The organism is Streptomyces sp. NPDC047880 (assembly GCF_040706515.1).
Lineage (GTDB): Bacteria > Actinomycetota > Actinomycetes > Streptomycetales > Streptomycetaceae > Streptomyces.
On record NZ_JBEZOK010000007.1, the window covers coordinates 58,510 to 80,627 of the forward strand.

The 22,118-nt window shown below is 70.1% G+C and carries 20 protein-coding genes and 2 pseudogenes; 4 read left to right on the forward strand and 18 right to left on the reverse strand.

What is annotated here, in order from left to right:
• Positions 1-28: 28 nt before the first annotated feature.
• Positions 29-724 (reverse strand): LppX_LprAFG lipoprotein, encoded by a 696-nt coding sequence (locus AB0937_RS13300; protein ID WP_366711535.1) that lies wholly within the window; start codon positions 722-724, stop codon positions 29-31.
• Positions 725-977: 253 nt separating this feature from the next.
• On the reverse strand, positions 978-1,418 hold the full coding sequence (locus AB0937_RS13305; RefSeq protein ID WP_366711536.1) for a pyridoxamine 5'-phosphate oxidase family protein: 441 nt from the start codon (positions 1,416-1,418) through the stop codon (positions 978-980).
• Positions 1,419-1,952: 534 nt separating this feature from the next.
• Between AB0937_RS13305 and AB0937_RS13310 the strand changes: the two genes are divergently transcribed.
• Positions 1,953-2,534, forward strand: coding sequence for a hypothetical protein (locus tag AB0937_RS13310; protein WP_366711538.1), 582 nt, complete (start codon positions 1,953-1,955; stop codon positions 2,532-2,534).
• 356 nt (positions 2,535-2,890) lie between these two features.
• Positions 2,891-3,520 (forward strand): alpha/beta hydrolase, encoded by a 630-nt coding sequence (locus AB0937_RS13315; protein WP_366711539.1) that lies wholly within the window; start codon positions 2,891-2,893, stop codon positions 3,518-3,520.
• Between the two features lie 108 nt (positions 3,521-3,628).
• On the opposite strand, the gene AB0937_RS13320 is transcribed toward AB0937_RS13315, so the two are convergent.
• The 7 genes and pseudogenes from AB0937_RS13320 to AB0937_RS13350 form a co-directional block, all read right to left on the reverse strand.
• A complete protein-coding gene (locus AB0937_RS13320; protein ID WP_366711540.1) occupies positions 3,629-3,787 on the reverse strand; it encodes a hypothetical protein in 159 nt (52 codons plus the stop codon).
• 18 nt (positions 3,788-3,805) lie between these two features.
• Positions 3,806-4,081 carry a flavodoxin domain-containing protein gene (locus AB0937_RS13325; protein ID WP_366711542.1) on the reverse strand — a complete coding sequence of 92 codons (276 nt, stop codon included), beginning with the start codon at positions 4,079-4,081 and terminating at the stop codon, positions 3,806-3,808.
• Between the two features lie 16 nt (positions 4,082-4,097).
• On the reverse strand, positions 4,098-4,829 hold the full coding sequence (locus AB0937_RS13330; RefSeq protein ID WP_366711544.1) for a CBS domain-containing protein: 732 nt from the start codon (positions 4,827-4,829) through the stop codon (positions 4,098-4,100).
• Between the two features lie 12 nt (positions 4,830-4,841).
• Positions 4,842-5,504, reverse strand: a pseudogene (locus AB0937_RS13335) (acetate--CoA ligase family protein); the annotation flags it as partial.
• Positions 5,501-5,656, reverse strand: a pseudogene (locus AB0937_RS13340) (universal stress protein); the annotation flags it as partial. The pseudogenes AB0937_RS13335 and AB0937_RS13340, both read right to left, overlap by 4 nt.
• 114 nt (positions 5,657-5,770) lie before the next feature.
• Positions 5,771-6,676, reverse strand: a complete 906-nt coding sequence (locus AB0937_RS13345) for a universal stress protein (protein ID WP_366711546.1) — start codon at positions 6,674-6,676, stop codon at positions 5,771-5,773.
• Positions 6,677-6,824: 148 nt separating this feature from the next.
• Positions 6,825-7,454, reverse strand: a complete 630-nt coding sequence (locus AB0937_RS13350; RefSeq protein ID WP_366711547.1) for a hypothetical protein — start codon at positions 7,452-7,454, stop codon at positions 6,825-6,827.
• Positions 7,455-7,724: 270 nt separating this feature from the next.
• Here AB0937_RS13350 and AB0937_RS13355 point away from each other — a divergent pair, with 270 nt between their 5' ends.
• Positions 7,725-8,708: a nitroreductase family protein gene (locus AB0937_RS13355; RefSeq protein WP_366711548.1), complete on the forward strand. Its 984-nt coding sequence runs from the start codon at positions 7,725-7,727 to the stop codon at positions 8,706-8,708.
• A 311-nt stretch (positions 8,709-9,019) separates the two neighbouring features.
• Here AB0937_RS13355 and AB0937_RS13360 read toward each other — a convergent pair whose 3' ends face one another.
• The 9 genes from AB0937_RS13360 to AB0937_RS13400 form a co-directional block, all read right to left on the reverse strand.
• Positions 9,020-10,765 carry a GAF domain-containing protein gene (locus AB0937_RS13360; protein ID WP_366711550.1) on the reverse strand — a complete coding sequence of 582 codons (1,746 nt, stop codon included), beginning with the start codon at positions 10,763-10,765 and terminating at the stop codon, positions 9,020-9,022.
• A gap of 121 nt (positions 10,766-10,886) precedes the next feature.
• Positions 10,887-11,912, reverse strand: a complete 1,026-nt coding sequence (gene gap, locus AB0937_RS13365) for a type I glyceraldehyde-3-phosphate dehydrogenase (RefSeq protein WP_366711552.1) — start codon at positions 11,910-11,912, stop codon at positions 10,887-10,889.
• 259 nt (positions 11,913-12,171) lie between these two features.
• A complete protein-coding gene (locus tag AB0937_RS13370; protein WP_366711554.1) occupies positions 12,172-13,116 on the reverse strand; it encodes a universal stress protein in 945 nt (314 codons plus the stop codon).
• 192 nt (positions 13,117-13,308) lie between these two features.
• Positions 13,309-14,229, reverse strand: a complete 921-nt coding sequence (locus tag AB0937_RS13375; RefSeq protein ID WP_366711556.1) for a universal stress protein — start codon at positions 14,227-14,229, stop codon at positions 13,309-13,311.
• A 123-nt stretch (positions 14,230-14,352) separates the two neighbouring features.
• Positions 14,353-15,276, reverse strand: a complete 924-nt coding sequence (locus tag AB0937_RS13380) for a carbamate kinase (protein ID WP_366711557.1) — start codon at positions 15,274-15,276, stop codon at positions 14,353-14,355.
• 3 nt (positions 15,277-15,279) lie between these two features.
• Entirely contained in the window at positions 15,280-16,281 is a 1,002-nt protein-coding gene (argF, locus tag AB0937_RS13385; RefSeq protein ID WP_366711559.1) for an ornithine carbamoyltransferase, read from the reverse strand.
• A 21-nt stretch (positions 16,282-16,302) separates the two neighbouring features.
• Entirely contained in the window at positions 16,303-17,532 is a 1,230-nt protein-coding gene (locus tag AB0937_RS13390) for an arginine deiminase (protein ID WP_366711560.1), read from the reverse strand.
• Positions 17,533-17,571: 39 nt separating this feature from the next.
• On the reverse strand, positions 17,572-19,104 hold the full coding sequence (locus AB0937_RS13395) for an amino acid permease (protein WP_366711561.1): 1,533 nt from the start codon (positions 19,102-19,104) through the stop codon (positions 17,572-17,574).
• Positions 19,105-20,048: 944 nt separating this feature from the next.
• Positions 20,049-20,657, reverse strand: coding sequence for an AAA family ATPase (locus AB0937_RS13400; RefSeq protein WP_366711562.1), 609 nt, complete (start codon positions 20,655-20,657; stop codon positions 20,049-20,051).
• A 483-nt stretch (positions 20,658-21,140) separates the two neighbouring features.
• Between AB0937_RS13400 and AB0937_RS13405 the strand changes: the two genes are divergently transcribed.
• Positions 21,141-21,746 (forward strand): DinB family protein, encoded by a 606-nt coding sequence (locus tag AB0937_RS13405; RefSeq protein WP_366711563.1) that lies wholly within the window; start codon positions 21,141-21,143, stop codon positions 21,744-21,746.
• The last annotated feature ends 372 nt before the right edge of the window (positions 21,747-22,118 follow it).

The following is a 22,118-nucleotide window of genomic DNA, read 5'->3' on the forward strand; positions in this document are numbered from 1 at the left end:
CCTGGAGCGGCTCCCCGGAGGCCTGCGCTCAGGCCAGCAGGACATCCTCACCCGCCGTCACAGGGACGATCCGCTCGGCCGACGGCGCCTTGGCCTTCACCGGCGTCCCGAAGTTCGACAGCGTCATCGTCGTCATGGCCTTCACACCGCCGAAGCAGGACAGCCGGACCTGAACGGCGCGCCCCTTTCCATCGACCCACACGTCCGCGTAGACCGGCATGTCGTCGCCCAGCTTTTCGCGCAGGTCGTTCAGCCCTCGCTTCGTCTCCGCCGTCATCCGGAGCGTCGCGGTGGCATGGTCGATCGTGCCCCGGTAGTGCACCGCAGGGGTGCCATTCACCTGTTCCTTGCCCTCGTTCGACACCTGCCGCATTGCCTTCACCTGGCGCAGCAGGTGCTCCGGGTCATTCAGCGGCGACCGCAGGAGATAGCGAGTGAGTGCCTCGCTGCGGACGGCCGAGGCCCACCTGTCCTCGCCCACCTCCCGCGAGCCCCGCACATAGACGGTGTCGCCGACAAAGACCTCCTCGATGGGATCCATGCCACTGTCCTCGAACTCCACCGTGAGCCGTCCCCTGTCCCCCGCCAGGTCGAACGCTCCGGCGATCGCGAACACGTAAGTCCTGGGACTGTCGGCGGACTTCAGCTCGATCTTCTCATCCACGCGGGCGCTGTCCGCGCTCGTCCTCTCGATCGCGGCACGCACGGCCGCCCCGTGATCCATGGTCTTCTCCGCACTCTCCTCCGAACCACTGTCCGCGCCGCCGGAGCAGGCGGTGCACAGCAGGAGGACAGCAGCGGAGAGGAGGTGGGCGCGGCGCATGAACTCTCCGGGGAATCGTTATTGCGGCAGGGTGAAGCCCGAGAGGGCCTGTAGATCGTCGCACGAAACCGGTTGCGGGACCCGAGAGTTTTGGCCTTGGCTTTCACCACCTTCGGGAGGCGTCAGAGACCGACGAGGATGCGAACGGTGATGCTCATGATGACTTGACGGAGCACACCGTGCCGTCGGGCCAGCCGGGCTCCCGGCCGGTGACCAGCTCCGCTTCGATGTGCACGAAGACTTCCACGGGCCAGGGCACCCAGGGGCGGGGACCGATGCGGACCAAGTGCTCATGTTCGTCAGGGTCGGTCACCACCGCGGCGGGGCCGGTGACAACGACGCTCCAGCCGGACTGCGCCGCAGTGTCGACTTCGTCGGCCTCGAAGGCCACCACGGCGCCGTCGATGGCACGGACCAGCTCCGAAGAGGCCGATGTGCACAGCAGCACGGCACCGCTCTCCTCCAGGAGGAAGTTGACCGGCAGGACGGCGGGCAGGGCATCACGGGTGTGCACGATGCGGCCCACGGACGCGTTGGCCGGCCGCCGCAGGCTTTCCTGCCGGTCCAGTTCGCGGAATCCGTCATTGCGGTACATCGGCCGGTCGTCTTTCCGTGTGTCGTCCGGTGCGCGGGCTCCCATCCTTCACGGGGGAAGCGGCCGGGGGCGTGGGCCGACAGTCCCTGACCTGTCGCGGAACGGCCCTCGTCCCGTTGGGGCCCACCCCTCCGACGTATCCGCCGGTTCCGCGTTCAAGGCTGCGCCCGCCTCGATGACCTCACGCGGTGGTCCGCCTGGCACGAGGCTGTCCGCGGCGGGAGCCTGGAGATTGCGGACGGCCACCAGCAGATGCGAGCCGGGGTGCTGGCACCACAGGTGTTCGGCCTCTTGCTTCCACGGTGCTCCGCCTCCCTTCGCCATGGCCTGGTCCGGACGGCCCTCGCCCGCCGGCCGGTCCCGTCCGCTGACCGGCGCTCATCCGGTCACGTGCGCGTTTGCGCATCTCTCGGGGAGCACTTCGTGAGCGTGCGGGGCAGGGCCGATCGGTCTCTGGGGGCACCGGTCGGCCCAAGACGCCGGCACGGGCCGGATGCCATGTTCGGAGGAGCAACGGACGAGGAGACGGAGCTGATGGGTGTGCACAGAATTCCGCGGAAGCGACTGTGGCGGTGGCGCAGCAATCCCCTGCGGCGGCGCGACGACATCATCGAATCCTGGATGGTGCTGGTGGTGTGGGCAGTCATCGTGTGCGGAGGAGCCGTCGCCGGACCGGTGACAGCTCAGACGGCTCAGGACGGCTTCGCCCGGGAGCGCACCGAACTGAACCCCGTGCGGGCCGTCGTGCTCACGAACGCCGCGCAGAGTCCCGCATCGGTCGAGGGTTCGGCCTACCGGACCCTCGCGACCGTTCGCTGGCTGCACCCGGACGGCACCTACCGCACCGGCCGGACGCTGGTGAGCAGCCATGCGCAGCCCGGCGCGCAGGTCACGGTCTGGGTGGACGCCCGCGACAAGCTCGCCACCCCGCCGACCGGACCGGTCGACGCCCTTGTCTCGTCCGTGCTCCTCGGTCTTGGCTCCGTCTCCGTCCTCGCCGGCGCCACTCTCGGTACGGCCTCCCTCGCCCGGCGGTGCCTCGACCGACGACGCATGGCTCGGTGGGACGCGGAGTGGCGGCTCGTCGGTCCGCTGTGGAGCCAGCGAGCGGGCTAATCCGTCGACGGACCTTGCCCCGTCCTCTCGGCTCGCCCTGCAAGGCCCGACCGGCCCTCGTCACGGGGCCGGTCGCTTCTGTTCCTGGCAACGGCGGCGCGTTGCACTGGTATCAGGGCCGCGCGCCGCCACACCGCCTCCGCGGTACGGAGGAGGTGGCAGCTCATGCGCTGCCGCACCCACGCGGAAGGCACGACGCGTCGGCCCGTCGTGTTGAGCGCACTGTGGTTCCCGCACACGGTGACGACCCTCATGAGGCGGGCCGCTGCGCCCCAGATGACGTCCGCGCGACTGCCGTCGTCAGTCGACCGGCCATCGAGCCGGTCCTCCGCCACCTCCCGCCGCGGGACCGCGCGGTGACGGTACCCGCCGGGCCGGTGGAACTGACCGGTCGGCTGGCCGTGCCCGTGGCCGCCCGGGGCATGCTCCTGCTCACCGGTGACCGTGCGTGGCAGGACTCCGCCGCCGCGCTGCACCGCGCCAGCCTGGGCGCCTTGACACTGAACCTGTGGGAGACGGGCCGGCCGGCAGAGAGGCGCAACGCCTTCGACGTCGTCATGCTGGCCCGCCGTCCGGGTGCGGTCTGCGACTGGCTGCACAAGCACACCAGCTTTCCCGTGGGCTGTGCGGCCCGCGGCACGGCGGCGGCCGCAGCGCTCGAGGCCGCGGCGGAACACGAATCCCTCCGCGCGGTGGTCTCCGTCAGCGGGCGGCCAGGACTCGCCCGCCCGTCCGCGCCGGCCCGGGTGTCCGTTCCCGTCCTGCTGGTCACGGGCGACCTCGGCCAACCGCTGCTCAGCCGCAACCGGCTGGCCGCCGACTGGCTGCGCTGTCTCCACCGCGTGGTCGAGATACCGGACGTCGCTGATCCGGTCTCCTCGGCCGAAGCCCTGCACCACGTCCTGCGGCTGACGGCCGACTGCTTCACCGACCATGTGGCCGGGCGCACCTCAGCACCCGTATGGTCGGCTCGTACGCGGTCGTGACCGTGCCCCGGGCGCCGGGAGACCGGGCGTCGGGGGCACGGCGGATCGTGCCGACACGGCTGTTCACCGGTGCACCATGGCACCGAGTTCCTGTGCCACATCGGCCGCTCAGTGCTCGATCGCGGCGAAGTCGCGGAAGTCACCGCCCTTGCCGTTGCGGAGAATGACGGGGGCGATGCGACCGTGCGCGCCTTCGGTGAGGCGGCCGCCGAAGGAGGCGTGCCCACGGACGTCCAGCCTGGCCATGGCCCTCTGGACGCCCGGCATGGTCGGGGTGTCCCGCTGCTAGGCCGTCGAGTCGAGCGGTCGAAGCTGCGGAACCACACCGGCCGGTGCTCCGCGGTGCCGCCGTACGAAGCGCCTGGCGTCCTTGTGCCAGCGCCCCGTGTACAGGGCCCCGCCGGCCCCTAAGGCCTTGTAGGGATCCTGGTCCGTCAGGGACCGGGCGGGCAGCACGTCGGCCATGATTCCCACCGTCCGCAGCACCTCCGCCACGGTCTCGGCGATCTTCTCCGTCGATCCGTCGGTCGACCGGTGGGCGACCAGCACCCTCTGCTCCATGGTGGTCCGCCTCCTTTCACAAACGCCGCAGCCAGTCGTCCGCGACGCCGCCGAGAACGCGCGTGTCGTCCCGGAAGTGGGAGTCGTCGAAGCGGTGGGTGAGCCTGTTCACGACGTCGACGACTCCGTCGGTCCTTCGGGTCATGGCCACGGCGATCTCGGTCTCGCTCTTTCGCTCCATCTGGCCGCCCAGCGTGACGACTCCCTCCGTCACGGTGACGTCGATGCCGCCGTTGACCAGCCACAGTCCGCGTTCCAGCACCTCGCGGATCACTTCCTCGCGGATCTCCGCGTCGGGGCGCAGGAAGGTCCCCAGCAGGTCGTGCCGGGTGACGATGCCGACCAGGCGGTCGTCCTCGTCGAGTACGGGGAGCCGGTTCACCCGGTGCTCGACCATGGTGCGGGCGGCCTCCACGACGGTGTCCTCGGCGTGCACGCTGACGGCGGGAGCGGTCATCAGGCGGCCGGCCGTGCGGGCCCGGGCCTTGGCCGCCCGTCGGCGGGCGCGGGGTGTCAGCCGTGCGACGCGGAACCGCGGGGGCGGCTCGTAGGCGAGCGGCGTCGCGGCTTGGTGGAGCATCAGGTCCGTCTCGGAGACGACGCCGATGACGTGCTGGTCGTCGTCCACCACGGGCAGTCCGCTGACACGGTGTTCGGAGAGCAGCCTGGCGACAGCCTTGAAGGGGGTGCCGTACTCGGCGCGGATCACCTCGGTGGTCATCACGGAGCCGACCTTCTGGTTCCTCATGTCTGTTCCTCCTCAGCGCAGTCGGCGCAGACAGGGGTCCTGCGGCCGACGGGGCAGCAGGCGCATCCGCGCGTCGAGAACGGTGACCTCGCCGGGTGTGGCGAGGACCGGGTTGAAGTCCGCTTCGGCGAGCTGTGGCAGGTCCGTGGCCATCCGGGACAGCCGGTGGAGTACCTGTTCCAGTCCCTCCAGGTCGACGGGACCGCCTCCTTGCCTGCCGAAGAGCAGGGGGGCGCAGCGCGGGGTGGTGATCAGGTCGTGCACGTCCTGAGCGGTGAGCGGGGCGAGGCGGGCGGCGTGGTCGGCGAGCACCTCCGTCGCCGTGCCTCCCAGGCCGAAAACGACGAGCGGGCCGAAGACGCCGTCTTGGACGACGCCGGCGAACAGCTCCGTGCCGCGGGGTGCGAGGGGCTGGACGACGACCCCGGTCATGAGTCCTTCGAAGCGGGTTCGCAGGTCCTGGAAGGCCGTGCGCACCTGGGCCTCGGCGCGCAGGTCGAGGTGGACGGCGTGCTGGAGGCTCTTGTGCACGAGTCCGGGCCAGTGTGCCTTGAGGACCACTCGGCCGTCGCTGCCGCGCAGGCGTTCGGCGGCGCGTACGGCGTCGTTCTCGGTCTCGGCCCAGGCCCAGGGCTGCTGGGGGATGCCGTAGCAGGAGAGGCGTTCGGCGCATCGGGTACGACCGCGACCGGACAGGCGCAGTGGTGCAGGAGCGTGTGGGCGACCCGGTCGAGGCGGAGCCCGAACTGCCCGGGACGCCGTCGGCCGACGACCAGCAGGTCCGCCTCGTGCGAGGCGTTCAGCAACACGCGGCGGGCAGGCCCCTCGACGACCAGGCTCCGGAACGGGCCTCTCCTCGATGACCAGGGGCTTGCCGAACTCCCGGACGATCGCTGTCTCATGGTGCCTGCTCCTTCTGTGCCTCGCTGCGGTAGGCCACGTCAGTCGTGCGCGACGACGGCGACGGGGGTGGTGGCGTGGTGCATGACCGCGTGGGCGACGGCACCGATGTGCACGCCGAACGGATTGCGGCGGATGCGGCGTCCGACGACGACGAGGGAGGCGTCGCGGGCCGCGTCGATCAGGTGCTCGGCGGGACTGCCGAGCCGGCATGTCTCGGTCACCTCGACGTCCGGGTACTTCTCCCGCCAGGGCAGTAGTGCCTCGGTGAGTGCCTCGGCCTGGACGCGGGCCAGTTCCTCGCGAGGGTCGAATCCGGCGGCCAGGCTGTAGGCGGAGGAGGACGGCAGGTTCCAGACCCTCAGGGCGGTCAGCGGGGCCCCACGGCGCCGCGCCTCCTCGAAGGCGAAGACGAGGACGTTCTCGTCGGGGCTGCCGGTGTCGAGCCCCACGACCACGGGCCGGAAGCCTGTGGCGGCAGACGGGATGCCGGCGGGGTCCTCGAGGTGTTCGTCGGCGGCCTGTTCGCCCGCTCGGACGAGGATCACCGGCGCCTCGGCGTGGGCGACGACGGACTGGCCGACGGACCCGATCAGGAAGCCCGCGAGGCCGCTCAGGGCACGCGAGCCCAGCACCAGCAGTTCCGCGTCACGTGCGGCTTCGAGCAGCACCTCCGCCGGAGTCCCGGCCCGCTGCTCGACGGTCACCTCCACCCCGGGGTGCCGCAGCCTCAGCCCCTCGGCGGCTTCCCGGGGGATCCGCTCGGTCCAGTGCCGGTGCGTCTCGGCACCGAGGAGCGGAGCCTGGGCCATGGGCTCCGGTACGGGCAGCCACACGTGCAGCAGCCGTACCGGCACCTGACGCAGCGCCGCTTCGCGGGCCGCCCATTCTGCGGCTGCCCGGCTCTCGGGCGAGCCGTCGAGTCCCACGGTGATCGTGCGGGCCATGCTGGCCACCTCCGGTGTCATTCGTTCTGCTCTCAGCGTCTTTTCGGGCGATCTCAAGGGGCAGGGCCTGTGGTCCCGGGTTGGGGCCGGCAGTGCCTGCCGGCAGGCGGGGGCGGGTCTTGTGATGGGCCCGCCCCACCAGCCGTGTTCAGCGCAGCCACGCGTGGTCGCGGACGAGCGGGAGCCGCGCCCACACCCGGCCCAGCCCCAGCGCGTCACCGGCCGACACCACGGCCAGCGCGATCAACACCACGGCGTAGACGAGGTGGTAGTCGGCGAACGGGTTCGTCGACATGCTCGCCGACCCGTCCGACAGGTGCTTCGCCGGCGGCCACTCCGCCACCCACATCAACGCCATCATCACTGTCCCCGCGAAAGCGGCCGGACGCAGCGCCACCCCCGCCGTCAGCGCCAGCCCGATCCCGAGCAGACCCAGCATGAACAGCGAGTCCGCCCACGCCGCCCCGGCCCATGAGTGGAACGTCGACTCCATCGGACCAACCGCCACGTGCCCCAGGAAGCCTTCCGTGGGCGAGCCCCCGTCGATCCAGCCCTTCCCGGACGCGGTGGCGTAACCGAACCCGAATGTCTTGTCGAGGAACGCCCACAGGAAGACGAAGCCCATCAGCACACGCGCCGAGGCGAAGACGTAGGCCCGTGCGGTGAGCGTGCCGGCCTCCACCGACCCGGCCGCCCCCGGCGCCGAAGCGGCGCCGTCACGGCGGAACGACGGCAGGCGGAAACCCGAACTGCGGTGCGTGGAGTGGTGCATGGCCATGACAGTGACCCCTTCAGGGAAGATCCGGTCGGTTCCTGACACCGCTGACTCTCCCGGTTCCCACCACACCGCACCCGACGCCGAAGGTCCGCACCCGAGGGCTCAACAGCCCCCATCCACAGGGACCTTCGGCCACCACCGGGCGCCAAGGCCGAACGGCACCGGCGAGGCCCGCACGGCCCCTTTCGCGCCCGCGGGCGCGGACCAAGGCTGGAAAGGGTTTCACCCACCAGCCCAGCCGGCCTCGGACGTGGGCGGGAAGGAGTCCCGATGAGCTCGTCAACCCTCGACGCCCCGGCCCTGGAACGGCTGGTCGCGGCGGCCGTGGCCGCACCGTCCCTGCACAACACCCAGCCGTGGCGCTTCCGGCTCGACACCGCTACCCGTACGGTGCGGATCGATGCCGCTGTGGACCGGGCGTTGCGCCACACCGACCCGACGGGCCGCGCCGTGCACCTGTCCGTGGGCTGCGCTGTCCTCAATCTGCGCGTCGCCGCCGCCCACTTCGGCTGGGAGCCGGTGACCCGGCTGCTCCCGTGCCCGGACCGTCCCGCTCTGCTCGCCACGGTCCGGCTCGCCGAATCGGTGCGTGGTGCACCGGCAACCGGCTTGTACGAGGCGGTGTCGCGCCGGCACAGCAGTCGCTTCCCCTTCTCCGGGCGACCGCTGCCGACGGACGTGCTCGCCGAGTTGACCGAGGCGGCCCACCTGGAGGGCGCGACCCTGCGTTTCCCGGGGCGCGACGACACCGACCGGGTGCTGCGCGCCACGTGGGAGGCGGAGCGGCGCAACCGGGCGGACGCCGATCGCGCAGCCGAGAGCCGCCGACTGGTCAGTGGCCCACACTCCCGGACGCTGGGACTTCCGTCAGCGGCACTGGGCCCGCAGGACGCGCTGGACCGCATCCCGATGCGGGACTTCGGGGCCCACCGGCATCCGGACGTGCTGCCTGCCCGCGCCTTCGAGACGCGTCCGGCCCTCGCGCTGCTGTCCACGACACACGACCGGAGGACGGACTGGCTGCGGGCCGGCCAGGCCCTGGAACGCGTGCTTCTGCTGGCCACCTGGCGCGGAGTGCGCGCCTCGCTTCTTCACCAGGCCATGGAGTGGCCCGATCTGCGCCGGGTCCTCGACGGTCTCCCGGTCGACGGCCGTCGCGTGCACACGCAGATGGTGATCCGGCTCGGGTACGGCATCGAAGGACCGGCCTCGCCGCGCCGTCCGCTGGAGGAGACGGTGGAGGGCGACGTGTGATCACGGCCGCCCGGTCCCGTCGATGACGCGGCCGGGCGGGGTCGTTGCTGCGTCGGCCGACGCGGGCACTCGATGCCCGTCCGCCGCGCGTGTCACCCCACGCCTGCGTGCCACTGCTTCCTGGCCGACCTGCGGTGTCTCCGCGCTCTCAGGCCGGCACCGGACGTGCACCTGTGCCTCGGGAGCATGGGCCGGTGTGGTGCTCACCGCGCGGTGGGAGACCACCGCGCGCATCGCGGCCTGCCCTCGTTCGTCCGCGGCCTCAAGCGTCCACTGCCGCTCGTCAGCTGACGCCGTGCGTCACGGGCGGGTCAACCGCCCCCTGCTGTGTCCGGGGACTGCGCCAGCGGCGCGTGCCACACCAGCCGTGTCCCCTTTCCGCCGGGGTTTTCCAGCTCCATGCCGCCGCCGAGCTTCTGCGCTCGCTCGGCCATGTTGGTCAGACCACTGCGGCGGCCTTCGTCCGGAATGCCGACGCCGTCGTCCGTGACCGTCAGGCGGACCTGCTTGCCGTCCGTCTCCAGCACGACGTCGGCGCAGTCCGCGGCAGCATGCCGGGCGACGTTGGTCAGGGACTCGGTGAGGACGGCCATGACGTGGTCGGCGATCTGGGTTGGCACGTGCGTGTCGAGCAGTCCCTCCATGCGGACACTGGGAGCGAAGCCCAGGAGCGGGGCGGCCTCGCCGATCGCCCGCACCGCGCGGGAGCGCAGGGCGGGGGCCGCGTCGTCGTCACGGGAGCGGAGGCCGAAAATCGTCGACCTGATGATCTTGATGGTCTCGTCGAGGTCGTCCACGGCCCGCAGGATCCGTTCGGAGGCCGTGGAGTCCTGGATGCGGCGACCGGCGCTCTGCAGGGTCATACCGGTGGCGAACAGCCGTTGGATGGCGAGGTCGTGCAGGTCGCGGGCGATCCGGTCGCGGTCCTCCAGCAGGGCGATCTGTTCGGCGTCCTCGCGGCGTTCCGCCAGTTCCATCGCGACGGCGGCCTGCGCGGCGAAGACCTGGAGTGGCTCGGTCTCCTTCTCGGAGAACTCCCGGCCGCCCGACTGCCGGACGAGCAGCACCACACCGCGGGCCTCGTCACCCGTGCCGATCGGCACGGCGACGGCCGGTCCGAGCCCTGTGAAGCGTGGCGGACCGGCCGAGACCCGGGAGTCGCACGAGACGTCCGGGCTGCTGACCGGCGCCCGCTGGGCGAACGCCTGTCCGATGAGTGTGCCCTCTACGGGCAGTACGATCCCGCGCCACACGTCGGCCTCGTGGCCTATGGCGAGTTCCACCGTGAGGTTGTCGGTTCCGCTCACCGGCATGGCCACCACGCCCAGGGCGGAAGCGGTGATCTCTCTGGCACGTTCAGCGATCAGCGACAGCACCCCGCCCTGGTCCGCGCCGGACATCAGGGTGTGCGTGATCTCGGCGTTCACCTGGAGCCAGCGCTCGCGCAGCCGGGACTCCTCGTAGAGGCGGGCGTTGTCGATGGCGACGCCGGCCGCCACGGCCAGCGTCGCCAGCACCGACTCGTCGTCCTCGTCGAACTGTTGCCCGCCGCGCTTTTCCGTCAGGTACAGGTTGCCGAAGATGTGGTCGCGCACCCGGATCGGTACGCCGAGGAAGGTGTTCATCGGCGGATGGCCGGCCGGGAACCCGTAGGAAGCGGGGTGGTCGGAGAGTTTGGTCAGGCGCAGCGGCTCGGGGTGGCGGATGAGCTCGCCCAGGATGCCGTGCCCCTCCGGGTAGGGGCCGATGCGCGCGATCTGCTCCGCGCCGACACCCACGGTGTGGAAGGCGGAGAGCCGCTTGCCGTCCGGGCCGATCACGCCGAGGGCCGCGTACTCCGCGTCGACCAGGGCCGCCGCGGCCTCGACGATGCTGCGCAGTGCCTGCTCCAAGTCGAGCTCCCGGCCGACCGACAGCACGGCCTCCAGGAGGCTGTGCACCCGGTCCCGGGTGCCGCGTGCCGCGTCCAGACGGGCCTGCAGTTCCTCCAGCAGTTCGTCCAGCCGCAACTGGGGCAGCCGTACCCGTGCCTCGCGGGCCTCCTCGGCGTTCTCCACCGCTGCTCCTCCAACGCCTCACCGCATGTCGGCAGCCTTACCGTGCACCTGCCACGGTAACGGCTCGAACAGGGAGACGATAAGGGATCAGCGCCGCCGCGCGACCGGCTGACAGGAACTGTCAGCTCCGGGGCAGTCGGGCCGCGACGTACGAGGTGAGGTCGAGCAGGCGGTTGGTGTAGCCCCACTCGTTGTCGTACCAGCCGAAGACCTTGACCAGGTCGCCGTGGGTCTGGGTGAGGGGGGCGTCCAAGATGCAGGAGGCGGGATCGCCGACCACGTCTCGGGAGACGATCGGGGCATCGGACACCCTCAGGACGTCCTTCAGCGGTCCCTCGGCGGCCTCGCGGTAGGCGGCGTTGATCTCCTCGGCGCTCACCGCCCGGCCGAGGACCACGGTCAGATCGGTCAGCGAGCCGTCCTCGACGGGGACGCGCAGGGCGCTGCCGTCCAGCGTGCCCGCGAGCTCCGGCAGGACCAGGCCGACGGCGCGGGCGGCGCCGGTGGTGGTGGGGATGATGTTGACCGCCGCCGAGCGGCCCCGGCGCAGGTCCTTGTGGGGGCCGTCCAGGACCACCTGGTCGTTGGTGTAGCCGTGAATCGTGGTCATCAGTCCTTTGACGACGCCGAAGTGGTCGTGGAGGACCTTGACCATGGGGGCCACGCAGTTGGTGGTGCACGAGGCGTTGGAGATCACGTGGTGGTGCTCCGGATCGTACGTTCCTTCGTTGACGCCCATGACGAGCGTGGCGTCGACGTCCTTGCCGGGCACGGACAGGAGCACTTTGCGCGCGCCGGCCGCCAGGTGCAGGCCGGCCTGCTCACGGGTGCGGAAGCGGCCAGTGGACTCGATCACCACGTCCACGCCGAGGTCTCCCCAGGCCAGCGCGGACGGGTCGCGCTCGGCGGTCACGGCGATGCGGTGCCCGTCCACGGTCAGCGAGGTCTCGTCGTGCTCGACGGGGCGGTTCAGGCGCCCGTACGTCGAGTCGTACGTCAGCAGGTGCGCGAGCGCCGCCGGTGAGGTGACGTCGTTGACCGCCACCACCTCCAGCGGCGCTGCCGCGGCGCCGGTCCGTTCCAGTACGCAGCGCAGGTAGTTCCGGCCGATGCGGCCGAAGCCGTTGATCCCCACTCGCACGGTCATGTCTTCCGTCCTCCCCTTTTGGTGCGGCGTTGCCCGGAGGTGTTCCGGGATCGCTCTCAGCCTGCCGCTCGGGTGTCCGCCCGGGTATGGGCCGGGCGGGCGTGGACTGTTGGGACCTTTGGTCCCCTGCTGGGCTGCGCGCCGACCTCGGCGTGGAACGCCGTGTCCAGGCCGCCGTCAGGCGTCCAGCAGGGACCGGCCGCCGTCTCCGTCGGGCAGACGCACGTCGAGGACGGCCACGTCAGGGCGCAGGGCGGGGTCAGCCGTGCGGGACGACGGCGACTGGACATCCGACGTGGTGCAGGACGGCGTGTGTGACCGGCCCCGTGTGGACACCGACCTGGTGATCGGTGCCGCGGCGGCCCACCACCAGAAGGCCCGCGTCCTGGGCGGCCTGCACCAGGACCACCGCGGCGCGTCCCTCGGTGACCGTCTCGGTCACGGGGACGGCCGGGTACTTCTCCCGCCAGGGACGCAGCACCGCCGCCACGGTGCCCTCCTCGTCCGCCTGCGTCCCGGCCTGCGGCCGTGGGATGACAGGCGGGCCCTCCGGGGCCGGTGACACCAGGGGCATGGACGGAACGGGGGCGGGCCGGAATGCGGTCCGGAAAGCGTGGACCACACGCAGGCCGGTGCCCCGCCGGCGGGCGGCGTCGAAGGCGAACTCGATCAGTTCGTCGCAGGGACGGTCTGTCTGCAGCCCGAGGACCACCTGACGGTAGGGCGTTTCCGGTATCTCCTCCGGGGCGACCCCGTCCGAGGCCGGCAGGTGCTCGTCGGCGGCGGACCGTCCCGCGCGGACCAGTACGACCGGGCGGGCGGACCGGCCGACGACACGCTGGGACACGGAGCCCATGAGGAAGCCGCCCAGGGCTCCGAGGCCACGGGAACCGAGGACCAGCAGGTCGGCGTCGGCCGCGGCCTTGAGCAGGCCGGCCACCGTGGCGTCACACACGAGCCGGTCGGTGATCCGGAGGTCCGGGTGGGCGGCACGGACGCTGCGTACGGCCTCACGCAGGAGCTGCTCGGCCCAGTGGCGCTCGGTGCTGTCCATGGGGACGTACGGCGGGGGGTGGGGGTGAGGGTGCCAGACGTGGATCACGCTGAGCCCGGTTCCTCGCCGCTGAGCCTCATGGGCCGCCCAGTGCGCGGCGGCGAGTCCTTCGGCCGATCCGTCGATCCCCACCACGATGTCGTGCAGCATGACGTGTCCCCTCCCTGGTCGTTGAGTTCCGATGACTTACAGCCTCATGCCGGCCGTGCCGACGGTCCACGGGCCGTACAGCCCCGGCAGGGCGCCGATGGTCCCTCCGGAACGTCACGCACGCACCCGGGCCGACCGGTCCGACAGGAGCCCTCCTGGGGGCGTTCGCTGTCCGGGGCTGTCCTTTCTCGGTCAATCGTGGGAGATCACCGCCACAGGAGCGACGGCATGATGCAGCAGCGCCTGGGTCACCGGACCGATATGAGCACCGACCGCCGCCCGACGGATCTGCCTGCCCACCACCACGAGAGCGGCGTCGTGGGAGGCGTCGACCAGGTGGCGGCCCGCGCCACCGACCGTGGCCTGCGCGCTGACCTCCACGGCGGGGTACCTGTCCTGCCACGGTCGCAGGACGTCGGACAGTTCGTTCCGTACCTGCGTGACCAGGCCGTCGTTCAGTTCGGGCATGAGCGCGCCACCGTAGTAATAGGGCGGCAGCGTCCAGCCGTGAATGATCCGTAGGCGTGCGGCGCGCCGTGAAGCCGCGTCGAACGCGAAGTCGATCACGGCGTCGTCGGGCTTGTGCAGGTCCAGGCCGAGGACCACGTCACGGCCACCGCTGACGGCGGAGACGTCGTGTGCCGAGAACTCCGGCAGCGCAGCCTCCTCCCCGTTCTCGACGGCACGGACGAGGACGACGGGCTGCTCGCACGAGGCCAGGACAGCATGGGAGACGGAGCCGAGTATGAATCCCGCCGCCTTGCCCAAACCGCGGGAGCCCAGCACCAGCAGCTCGGCGGCCTCGGCGGCCTTCAGCAGGGCCGGGACGGGCAGACCGGGGATCTCATCCGTGACGATCCGCAGCCCGGGACAGGCTTCGCCGACGCGGGACCGCGCCTGGGCCAGCAGGCGCTGGGCCGATGCCCGCTGGAGGTCGCTCGGCGGCACCGGCACAGCGAGTCCGGTCGCCGGTGCGAAGGCGGGGGCTTGCCACTCCCACGCGGTCACGAGCCTCAGGGGCAGGTCCCTGAGCTGTGCTTCGCGCGCGGCCCAGTCTGCGGCGGCGAGGCTCGCCGGCGAGCCGTCCAGTCCGACGGTGATGGTGCGGGTCATGGAAATCCTCCTCAGGCTGTTTCAAGTCTTCGTCCCGTCAGGCGGTGGCAGCAGGGGCCACTGGGCCCTGACCGGAAGCCGACCGTCCCGGCACCGGCTCTCGGGTTCGCCGTCAATTGCATGTCATCCGAGGGCGAGTTCGGGTCGTACGAGCGTCCCCGACGTTCCGTGGGCGATGGCGTACGCGGCATCGAGGGCTCCGATCGCGGCCAGACCACCGGTCCGCTCCACGAACCGGGCAGCGGCCTCGGTCTTGGGCTTCATCGAACCCTCGGGGAAGGCCCCGTCCCGAAGCTGCGCGGGGGTCACGTCGAGCACGGGCTGCTGACGAGGCGTGCCGAAGTCGACGTAGACGTTCGGGACGTCGGTGAGGATGAGCAGAAGATCCGCCTTCAGTTCCTCGGCCAGCAGGGCTGCGGTGAGGTCCTTGTCGACGACGGCTTCGACTCCGGTCAGTTCTCCGGTGTCGTGATCGGCCGTGACGGGGACGCCTCCGCCGCCGGCGCAGACGACCAGCGTTCCGCTGCTCAGCAGGGCGCGGACGGTGTCCGTCTCCACGATGGCCTCGGGCGCCGGAGACGGGACGACGCGGCGCCATCCCGTGGTGTCCTTGGCGATGTGCCAGCCGCGCTCGCGGGCGAGGACGTGCGCCACCTCCCGGGAGTAGACCTGGCCGACGAACTTGGTGGGCCGCTCGAAGGCCGGGTCGCCCGCACGGACCACGGTGTGGGTGACGAGGGCGGCGACCTGCCGTCCGGGGAGCGCACCTCGCAGTGCCCGGACGAGCAAAGATCCGATCATGCCCTGCGTCTGAGCGCCCAGGACGTCCAGCGGATAGGGAGTGGTCAGGGCGGGGTCGGCGGCGCTTTCGACGGCCAGCAGGCCGATCTGGGGGCCGTTGCCGTGCGTGATGACGAGTTCGTTGTCGCGGGCGAGTACGGCGAGGGCGGTGACAGCCCTGTCGATGTTGGCCTGTTGCACCGCTGCGTCGGGGCGTTCGCCCCGGTGCAGAAGTGCGTTGCCGCCGAGGGCGACGACGATGCGCATGGTTCAGTCCTCCAGGGTGGCGACGAGTACGGCCTTGATGGTGTGCAGTCGGTTCTCGGCCTGGTCGAAGACGAGGGAGGAGGGCGAGGAGAAGACGTCGTCGGTGACTTCGAGTCCGTCCAGCCCGTAGGCGTCGAACAGTTGCCTGCCCAGACGGGTGCTGCGGTCGTGCAGGGACGGCAGGCAGTGCATGAACTTGGTGTCCGGGTTGCCGGTAGCCGCCATCGTCTTGTCGTCGACGCGGTAGGGCAGCAGCAGTTCGACGCGCTCCCGCCAGGTTTCTGTCGGTTCGCCCATGGACACCCACACGTCGGTGTGCAGGAAGTCGGCGCGGTGGACGGCTTCCTCCACATCCTCGGTCAGGGTGATGCGTGCCCCGCTGACGGCGGCGAGGGAGCGGCACGCGGTAACGAGACCGGATTCGGGCCACAGCGCTCTGGGGGCGGCGATTCTCACGTCCATACCGAGCAGGGCGCCCATGGACAGCAGGGAGTTGCCCATGTTGTTGCGGGCGTCCCCGAGGTAGCAAAAGCTGATCTCGGCCAAGGGTTTCGAACTCTGCTCGCGCATGGTGAAGACGTCGCAGAGGCTTTGGGTGGGGTGGGTGGTGTCGGTCAACCCGTTGAAGACCGGCACGCCGGAGTATGCGGCGAGGTCGGTGACGACCGACTGGCCGGAGCCGCGGTACTCGATGCCGTGGAACATGCGGCCGAGCACTCGGGCGGTGTCGGCGACGGACTCCTTTTGGCCGAGGTGGGTGTCCCCGGGGCCGAGGTAGGTGGTGGCGGCTCCCTGGTCGGCTGCGGCGGCCTCGAAGGCGCAGCGGGTACGGGTGGAGGTCTTCTCGAAGATCAGGGCCAGGTGCCGGCCGGTCAGGCGCGGTTGTTCGGTGCCCAGGCGCCGGGCCTTCTTGAGGTCGGCGGCGAGGTCCAGGAGATGACTGATCTCGCGTGCGGTGAAGTCGAGCTCGCTCAGGTAGGAGCGGCCTCGCAGGTCGATGCTCATGGCGGTTCCTCGTGGTGGCGGTCAGACGACCGGGTCGCGTTCGATGGGGCAGCTCATGCAGCGGGGGCCGCCCCGGCCGCGGCCGAGTTCGGCGCCGGCGATGGTGATCACTTCGATGCCCTGCTTGCGCAGATAGGTGTTGGTGGTCACGTTGCGCTCGTAGCCGACGACGACACCGGGGGCCACGGCGAGGAAGTTGCTGCCGTCGTCCCACTGTTCGCGCTCGGCCGCGCGTACGTCCTGCGGTGCGGACAACATGCGGACCTTGTCCAGGTCGAGGGCCTCGGCCAGGGCAGTGGCGAGGTCGGACTCGGGAATGACGTCGAAGCCGCAGGCACGGTCCTCACTGGGCACCAAGGACCAGGAGCGCAGGGAGTCGGCCAGGCCCGGATAGACGGCGAACGCGTCCCGGTCGACCATGGTCAAGACGGTGTCCAGGTGCATGTACGCACGTGTGGCGGGGAGTTGGACGGCCAGCAGGCGCCTGGCCGTGCCCTCGGCGAAGAGGCGGGTGGCCAGGGCCTCGACGGCTTGGGAGGTGGTGCGTTCACCCATGCCGACCATGACCGAGCCGTTGCCGAGGACGTGGACGTCACCGCCTTCCAGGGTGCCCGGGCCGCCGGGCGCCGAGGACTGCTCCAGGATCGGGCTGGTGGCGGACTCGGCGAACAGCGGGTGAAAGCGGTAGACGGCCGCAGCGTGCAGGCTTTCTCGGCGCCGAGCACGTTTCGCCATCGGGTTGACGGAGAGCCGGTCGTAGATCCAGCAGGAGTTGTCGCGTGGGAACAGATGGTTGGGCAGCGGGGTGAGGGCGAAGTCCTCCTCACCGAGTGCGCTCCAGAACAGGCTGTTCGCAGTGGTCAGCGGCAGGTCGTCCTTGAGCAGGCCGCCGATCAGGTAGCCGGCGAGTGTCTCACCGTCGAGGTCGGCACACAGGTGCCGTATGGGCTCCGCGAGGGCGGGGCCGACGGCCCCCGGCGTGATGATCCGCTCCAGGAGCCAGGTGCGGGCCTCGGCCACGTCGAGGACCTCGGCGAGCAGGTCGGCGAAGTAGTGGACGCGTACGCCCTGGTCCCGCAGGGCCTGGGCGAAGGCGTCGTGCTCTTCGCGGGCGCGCTTGGCCCACAGGATGTCGTCGAACAGCAGGGCGTCGACGTTGCGAGGGGTCAAGCGGGACAGTTCGAGTCCAGGCCGGTGCAGGATGACCTGGCGAAGTCGCCCGACCTCGGAGTCGACGTGGAAGACGGTCATGGTCGCAAGCTCCAGTGAGGGAGGGATGGCGAGTAGTGGTCAGTGGCGGTGGCGCCGGGCGCTTCTGCGGAAGCGAACGACCGTCGTCCGGCGGCCGGGAAGACGAGCGGGCGTTGTCTCCGGTGCTCGTGGGCCAGGAAGGATGGTCGCGGCCGAGTCGGACGAGCTGTCGGACGCCGTCGGCGCGGGGCCGTCGGGCGCTCCGACCTCTTGGCGGGTTCGCTTGAGCCAGACGTACACCGGCAGGCCGAGCAACAGCACGAACAGGCCGTAGTAGACCGTCTGGTACCCGCTGCCCTGGATCGACCAGTAGGAGAAGGCCATGGCGAGTGCGGCCACGGTGGCGTCCCGGACCAGTCGGCCGCGCGTGAGGCCGTCCCGGCCACGGGCGGCCAGGACCCAGTACAACTGTGCGGCGGCGGAGAACAGGTACGGGATCACCGCGGTGAGCACACTCAGCAGGACGATCTTGGTGAAGACGTCGTCGAAGCGTGTGTAGCTGAAAACCGTGATCAGGGAGGCGAGTACGGTCGAGACGACGATGCCGAAGACCGGTACTCCGCCGGCCCCTCGCGTCCTGGCGAAGGCACCGGGGAAGAGGCCGTCACGGGCAGCCGCGTACGGCATTTCCGCGCAGAGCATCGTCCAGCCGTTGAGTGCGCCGATGCCGGAGACGATGGCAGCCACGGCCACGGTGTTACCCGCCCACGTGCCGCCGAAGATGTTGTTGGCGGCGTCGGTGAACGGTGCGGTGGACGAGCCCAGCGCGCCGTGCGAGACGGTACCGAAGACGGCGAGCGTGCCCAGGATGTAGATGACCGCGCAGGCCAACGTTCCGTAGACGGTGGCGCGGGGCACGTTGCGCCCGGGCTCCCGCACCCGCCCGGCGACCACCGAGGCTGCCTCCAGACCGAGATAGCTGAAAAGGGCGATGGCCGCAGCCGCCGAGATCGCCCCCAGCGTGGACTGCCCGCTGGCATTGAAGGGACCGAAGTTGTCCGGGTCCACGAACAACAGCCCGATGGTGGCCATGAAGATCAGCGGTACGAACTTCACCACCGTCGTGATCATCTGGAAGGCGCCCGTGTTGCGCACGCCAGTGAGGTTGACGGCTGCGGGGATCCACAGTCCTACCAGGGCGATCAGCACCGAACCGCTCACCCGGTGGCCGGTGTTGACGAACACTTCGACGTACCCGACCCATGCCACCACGATCGCCGCGTTTCCGGCCCACGCGGTGATCCAGTACGACCAGGCGTTGAGAAACCCGGCGAATTCCCCGAACGCTTCCCGGGCGTAGATGTAAGGGCCGCCACTGGACGAGGTGCGCTTGGACAGTGCTCCGAAGGTCACCGCCAGCGCCAGCGCGCCGAGCGTGACCGCCACGAACGCCACAAGGGAGATCGGCCCGTACGGCGCGAGTGCGGACGGAAGCGCGAAAACCCCGGTTCCGATGATGCTGCCGATCACCAGGGCGGTGGCTGCCGGCAAGCCGAGCGAGGACTTGGCCCCGGGCAGGCGGTCTGTACCTGCCCCACCCGGGGATTCTGGTTCTCTTGAAGTCGAGGGCATGGCAGCACTCCTGGTTCCGGCCGTTTCAGCGGGCGAGTCGATCTGTGACTGATCCTGCTGCGCCGGGAGCGTGCCGATCAGTGGCTACCGGTCCACCGAGGAAGGCCGATGGTCCCTGTGATCGCTTCCGACCGGCCCACGACACCGCGGTACCACCCGGAAACGCCTGCTCCTCTCACAACGTTGGGGACTCGCCTGATGCCCCGTCGATTGAACGCTGGTGCCACGGCGCGTGGCCGAGTGCAATCGCAAAGCAGGCGCAGCCGATCTCACGGCTCCACACACAGGACCCCTCAGGGTGGATACCGGGGGCTTCGCCGCACCCCGCCTGCACACAGCCATCTCCAACTATGCGGACTGTCCCGGAATTGCGGGATCCTGAACTGCGATTTTCTACTCAGGCCGAAGCAACCAGGCGCCCATGGAGGGGCGCTACAACCTATGCCAGGTGACGCCGTTACAACCTGAACTGAAGGGCGATCCTGACAGGTTTCGCTGCGATCTCAGGCTGCGTCCCACAGGCCGGCGTCCAAGACGCGAGCCAGCCAGGCATCCTGTGTGGTCAACTCGGTTACCGGCGATCGCCCGGCATCCAGTTCAGAGCGCAGGACGCCGAGGGCTTCCTCCACGCGCGGGCGGCTGGGCATCAAACTCTCCTCGGGCCAATCGAATCTGCAGCCTAGCTTCACCGGCGATCCCGCCACAGTCACCAGGACCGCCTTGCCCGATTCGGTAACGCTCAGTTACAGCTCCACAGAAGTTGAGCCAGAACCCGAGAACGGACAGCAGCATTCGATCGATCACCCCGCCCGATGGTGAAGTCCGGGCGAGGAAGTCGTTCTGGCGGTGTGCCGTGCGCGTTGGCCTGCCGGCGTCGATGTCGGGGCGCGGCGATCGTGAACCGGCTCGCCTTCGATGGCAACATCATCGAGACCGGCACTGATTCATAGCGCGTCGCCCCCACCACGAACCAGCAGCGCAGCGGCTGATCCTGCACGAGAACTCGCACTAGCGGCCCTGGAGGGGCCGACGCGGGCCAGCACGGCGTCGGCCAGCTCCCGCGGGCTCAGCTCACCGTTGAGGAAGACGGTGTCACTGGGCAGGATATCCGCTGCGGCCATGCACGACTCGATCTTGGACTTGCACCACGTGCGCACCCGCTCATCCTGCGCGGGGTCGTCAGGCGTGAAGCTCCGTCCGGCGATTCGCTTCTCCAGCACTTCCTTGGAGACTTTGAGGAAGAAGTGGTGAACAGGGATCCCCGCACCCTTCAACGCACCGAAGATCTCGTCGGCATAGCCGGGGTTGACCAGCGTCATGGGCACCAAGACGGGCCGCTGATACTCCTCGACGAGTCCCACGGCCAAATCAGCGACCTGCCGCCTCCACAGCCGCAGATCCTGGAAATCGCCCGTCGGGACCTCCACGATCTTGCGCAGCACAAAGCCAACCATCTCCGGGTCATAGACCAGCACCTCGGGCCAGCGCGGACGCAGTTCATCCACCAACGTGCTCTTCCCGCTGCCAAACGCGCCGTTCACCCAGACGATCACAGACATCTCCCCGTCGATGGAGTACCCCACGGGGCACACCCGTCCCCCAAACCACACGCCGCGCCGCGCGGGTGGGCCAAAATACACTGACAGATCATGCCCGAACGATCGTCAAGTGGGGCCGAAACCAACTGAAGCCGGTTCCGGCGCATGGGCAACGCCTGTCCCCACGTCCGGCAGCCGCAAGCTGGCAGGAGCGTGTCAGGAAGGGGTACATCGGCCGCATGACGATCAGGTCGTACCCCTCCTCTCCGAGCTGGGCCGGATCGTCGAGCTCGATGTCCAGCATCATCCAGCGCACGCCCTCGGCATCCGCGTGCTCCTCGCGGAGCCACCCTCACCGGGGTACGAGGACTGCCGTGATCTTTGCTCTCTTGTAACAGGTCGGGGCGGCAGCCACGGCCAGGCCTCGACTCTGCCAGTCCTTGCGGACCGCGCACGGGATCTTGAGAGCACGAACAGCCCATGGCAGGCTCGTGCCGCATGATCGATTCATTCGCGAAAGACACCCTGCACGGGAGACTGCGGCGGGACCGCGAGGCGCTGCTGTGGAAGCTCGACGGCTTGTCCGAGTACGACGTCCGCCGGCCTTTGACCGCGACCGGGACCAACCTCCTCGGTCTGGTCAAACACGTGGCCACCGTCGAGGCCAGGTACTTCGGCGAGGTCTTCGACCGCCCTTGTCCGGAGCCGCTGCCCCGGTGGCAGGACTACAACGGCAGCGATCTGTGGGCGACCGAGGACGAGACCCGCGATCAGATCATCGGGTTCTACCGGCGCACGTGGGAACACTCGGACGCGACGATCGACGAGCTTCCGCTCGACGCCCCCGGCCATGTGCCGTGGTGGCCGGGGCCTTATCCCAACACGAACTTGTTCGCCATCATGGTCCATGTCCTCGGCGAGTCCATCCGGCATGCCGGGCACGCCGACATCCTGCGCGAGGGCCTCGACGGACGGACCGGGGTGCGCGCCGAGAACGAGCAGCGGATCGACGTGGAAGCCCGCGCAGCCTACTGCGCGAAGATCGAGCAGGCCGCCAGGTCGGCCGCACCGATCAAGACTGACAGTGTGTCTGACGTGACGTGATGTTCGTGCGGCACTGCCGGTCGTAGGTGCCGATCTATCGAATTGTCTTGTTCCTGATGAACTCTCAGAGACGGCTGCCCCGTTGCTGCCGTCGTTCGCCGCTCTTCCGCATGGTGGAGGGACCACCCCGAGTTGGTGGGCGGGCCGTGTTCACGGCAGTGGTGTACGCGATGACCAGCGGCTGTGCCTGACGGCATCTGCCGCTGACGTCGGCATCTCGCCCGCCACGGTGCATCGCCGCTTCACGGTATGGACCGAGGCCGGCCCGTGGCACTGAGCGCGTTCGGCGACAGTCTTCGCGACGCGCGCACTCTCGCTCCGGCGCCCGGCCTCTCGGTGTCCGGGAGCGCGCACTACGCCGCCGCATGACAG